Origin of the sequence: Terrisporobacter sp. (assembly GCF_017888745.1) — a bacterium.
In the GTDB taxonomy this organism is placed as follows: domain Bacteria; phylum Bacillota; class Clostridia; order Peptostreptococcales; family Peptostreptococcaceae; genus Terrisporobacter.
On record NZ_JAGHFM010000273.1, the window covers coordinates 1 to 3,770 of the forward strand.

3 protein-coding genes are annotated in these 3,770 nt (G+C 22.2%); all 3 read right to left on the reverse strand.

The window, feature by feature from the left end:
• Positions 1–195: 195 nt before the first annotated feature.
• The 3 genes from J7G74_RS12350 to J7G74_RS12360 all read right to left on the reverse strand — a co-directional run bounded on the left by J7G74_RS12350 (position 196) and on the right by J7G74_RS12360 (position 2,978).
• Positions 196–1,128 carry a permease prefix domain 1-containing protein gene (locus J7G74_RS12350; protein WP_297135852.1) on the reverse strand — a complete coding sequence of 311 codons (933 nt, stop codon included), beginning with the start codon at positions 1,126–1,128 and terminating at the stop codon, positions 196–198.
• Positions 1,128–1,451 (reverse strand): PadR family transcriptional regulator, encoded by a 324-nt coding sequence (locus tag J7G74_RS12355; RefSeq protein WP_297135855.1) that lies wholly within the window; start codon positions 1,449–1,451, stop codon positions 1,128–1,130. Before J7G74_RS12355 ends, J7G74_RS12350 begins: the two co-directional genes overlap by 1 nt.
• A gap of 234 nt (positions 1,452–1,685) precedes the next feature.
• The gene (locus tag J7G74_RS12360) at positions 1,686–2,978 is read right to left on the reverse strand and encodes an EAL domain-containing protein (RefSeq protein WP_297135858.1); all 1,293 of its coding nucleotides are present in this window, start codon (positions 2,976–2,978) and stop codon (positions 1,686–1,688) included.
• Positions 2,979–3,770 lie beyond the last annotated feature (792 nt).

A 3,770-nucleotide genomic window follows, 5' to 3' on the forward strand; every position in this document is an offset into this window, starting at 1 on the left:
AAAAGAAGCTTAATAAAATAATTTAAAAAGTATAAGGTATCTCAATATGATTTTTACATCATTCTAAGAGATACCTTTTTTGTATATGAATATATTATTATATTTAAATAATTATTATATTCAATAGAAAAGAGTACTAATTTTACATAATAAATGCATTAAATTAGTACCCTTTTTATGATAATTTTAAATTTATTAACGACGAATTTCCTCTATATTATTCTTCCTAAACAATTCATTCATTAAACTTACTTGAGATGAACTAACTTTAATAGGTGCTCTGTCAGCTGAAATTAAAGATGATTTTTTTAATATAGATGTTTTTTTAGTTGAAAATTCAAGACTATAGCAATCTTTTCCTTTTATAGTTTCTTTACTCCACATATATCCACCAATACTATCCCAAGGAACAAATGCACTAAACATAAGGATACCCTCATCATATACAATTGTATTTTTTCTTTTAGGATTAAAAATAGATATACTCATCATCATAAGTAACATCAAACTTAAAATATTTATAGTTAATAAAGAACTTAATAATGTTTCAATTGATTCCATTTTACTAAATTTTACTATAAGAGATATTAAAAGTATAAAACATATAGCTAAGAAGATTAGCTGAATATATTTCGCTACTCTTTCTTCCCAAATAGATTGTTTATAGGATTGAATATAAAAAATAGGATCTTTTTTAGAAAGTTCACCATCTTTTTTACATATCCTTATAAAATCTATAATTTCTGTTACACACTGACAAGTAATTGTTATAGAAATTATTATAGATAAAATCCCCTCTAAACTCTTATAGCTATTAATAGACAAATAAACAAAATCACTAATTATAAAAATAGCTAAAATTAAAGCTATCGAAAATATACGAAATAACCTGTTAGCTTTATAAGTTTTCTCTTTATACATTTTACTTAAAACATATGGATCTCCCATTTGTTTTAGTGCCATAATTGTAGCATCTTCATTATTCATTCCATCCTTAGTATATTCCTCAATATAACTACAAATATGATCCCTAAGTTCGTCTTGTATATCTTTTGCTTTTTCTTCAGTTGAGATAAATCTACATACAGATTGTAAAAAACTTTCTATGGATTTTTTACCTGAATTCACTAATATTGCCCCCCTAATACTAAATTCATTGTTTTACTGAATACTTGCCACTCATCTTCTCGTTTACTTAGTTCTGTAAGACCTTTTTGGGTGATTCTATAGTATTTTCTACGTCTACCATTTTCTGTGTTCCAAAAAGATTCTATAAATTTATTTTTCTCAAGATCATGTAAAATAGGATATAGAGTTCCTTCTTTAAAAAGAAATACTCCATTGGATTTGTTTTCAATCTCTTTAATCATTCCATATCCATACATGGGTTCTTTTTTCAGAGAATTTAAAATAAGTGTAACTGTACTCCCTTTAATAAGTTCCTTATTCATAATTAACACCTCGGATTCCTATGTATTATAAATTTATAGTATTCCAGTTTTTGTTAAAAGTCAAGCAGTAATATTGGTAAAATATTTTATTGATTGAGAAAATTTTTATGACAATAATAAAATTATGCGATATAATTATATTTAAAAATATATTAATATTTTTTGTAATACTTTATTTACCAAATAAAAAATGACATCTAATTTCAGATGTCATTTTTTATTGTAGTTATTTATTTAAATTTTCAAATATATACTTTCTAGTTCTTCTATTACTATTGGTTTTGAATAATAGTATCCTTGTCCAAATTTATAACCTTTTTCTATCAAAAGATCACATTGCTCTTTAGTCTCAATTCCTTCTACTAAAAACTCAATATCATCATTATATCTTAATCCAATTATTGAATATAAAAAGTAATCAATTTTTTTACTTTTGCCTATTTTATCTGTAATTGATTTATCAATTTTTATAATATCTAAATTTGCACTCATAGAGAAAGATATATTTGAATTTCCTGAACCAAAATCATCTAAAGATACTTTTATTCCAAATGATCTTATTTTGTCAATTACTTCATTTATCTCTCTTATATTAAATTCAACATATTCTCTTTCTGTTATCTCAAACTCTAAATACTTTGGATTTATATCATATTTTTGTAGTAATGATTCTAAATTTCTAATAAAGTTATATCTCATGAATGTACTTTTTGATAAGTTTATTGATAAAGGTATTGTGTTAATATTAGGAGTGTCACACCAGTATTTTATTTTTTTCATGGTTTCTTCTATAGCATAATAGTCTATTAAATAAATTAAATTATTTTCTTCTAGCATGTTAATAAATTTATCTGGATATATAATCGTTCCATCTTCCTTATACCATCTAATTAAAACTTCTGCTCCTATTATACTATTTGTTATCATATTAAACTTCGGCTGATATACAAATTTAAATTCTTTTGAATTTGTAGCTTTTTTTATCTCGTTATATAGTTTACTTACATAAATATCATCACTAATTTGTTCTTCTTTATCATTCAACTGCTTTAATTTTATTGTCAAGACTTTTATTATTGATTCAACAATATCTTCAATTGATTGACTATCATCTTTACTATCAATATAAATAAATCCACGATAATCATCTTCTATTATAATAGGAGACATCACTATACTTTTTATATTTTGAGATAGTAAAATATTATAGTATTCATTATAGTCTTTTTCCATCCAATCTATGTTGTCAAAAATTAAAGTATTTTGTATTTTTAATCTTTTTACAATTCTATCAATACTCTCTTCTTTTGTTTTAAATATAACTTCTGGTGAAAATGTATTTTCTGTTTTTTTATTATTACAACTATATCTAAATATTTTTTTACTTTTATCTATTTCAAAAATATATACTCTTATATTTGGTACCATACTTTCTATATCAAATATTATTTCATCTATGTTTTTAAATTTATTGTCAATTATATTTAATAAAAGCCTGGAACATAAATTAAATTTTTTACTATCCATATATTTCAACTACTTTCTATATATTTATAATTTTAAACTTATAATTACATCACTTATGCTTTTATCTAGGAAAAACAATAGTTAGATTTATATCATTTATAATTGTTTATTCTTTTATAATTGTTTAAGTTACTAATTTTTATAAAAAAGTCATAATTTTTTATGTTAAGACTAAAAAACTATCATATAATAGCACTCTTCTTAATATCTAACTAGTTTTAAGCAATCCTTTATTATTTAATACACTCAAAGAGGAGTTATTTAAAACATCCCCCCTTATTATGTCATTATCCATATAATCAATTTTGTTTTTGCAAATTATTAATATTTCGGACGAATATTGTCGTCTCTTGTTAAACTCTTTATATAAATTACCATAATAATGTAAAATTGTATATAATATAATTTTTTTTTACAGTTACATATTTTAATTATTTTTACTTTTAAATAGTAATAAATTTTTATAATAAAAAATTCTCTTTGCTCATAGTGTCAACGTCTTTTCCCATTGATCAACAAAGTTGAAAATTATATGTTATTCATGGAGCAGATAACATATAATTTCATTACAATAAAGAAAATGACACCTAAAAATAGGTATCATTTTGTTATATAATTTTAAAATTTATTTTAAAGAGAATTTAAATCTTTAACTATTTCATTTATACAATCTTCTGCTTGAGGATAAAGAGTATATTTTTCATTATTTAAAAGAAGCAAATTCTTTCTATTTATTTGCTAGTTTATTATCAAAATGTGATATTTTTCTAAAATAAGCTTATTATATTATCT

Excerpts from the sequence above, each read along its gene's own strand:
- J7G74_RS12355 (WP_297135855.1), bottom strand. The coding sequence starts at position 1,451 with ATGAATAAGGAACTTATTAAAGGGAGTACAGTTACACTTATTTTAAAT.
- J7G74_RS12360 (WP_297135858.1), bottom strand. The coding sequence starts at position 2,978 with ATGGATAGTAAAAAATTTAATTTATGTTCCAGGCTTTTATTAAATATA.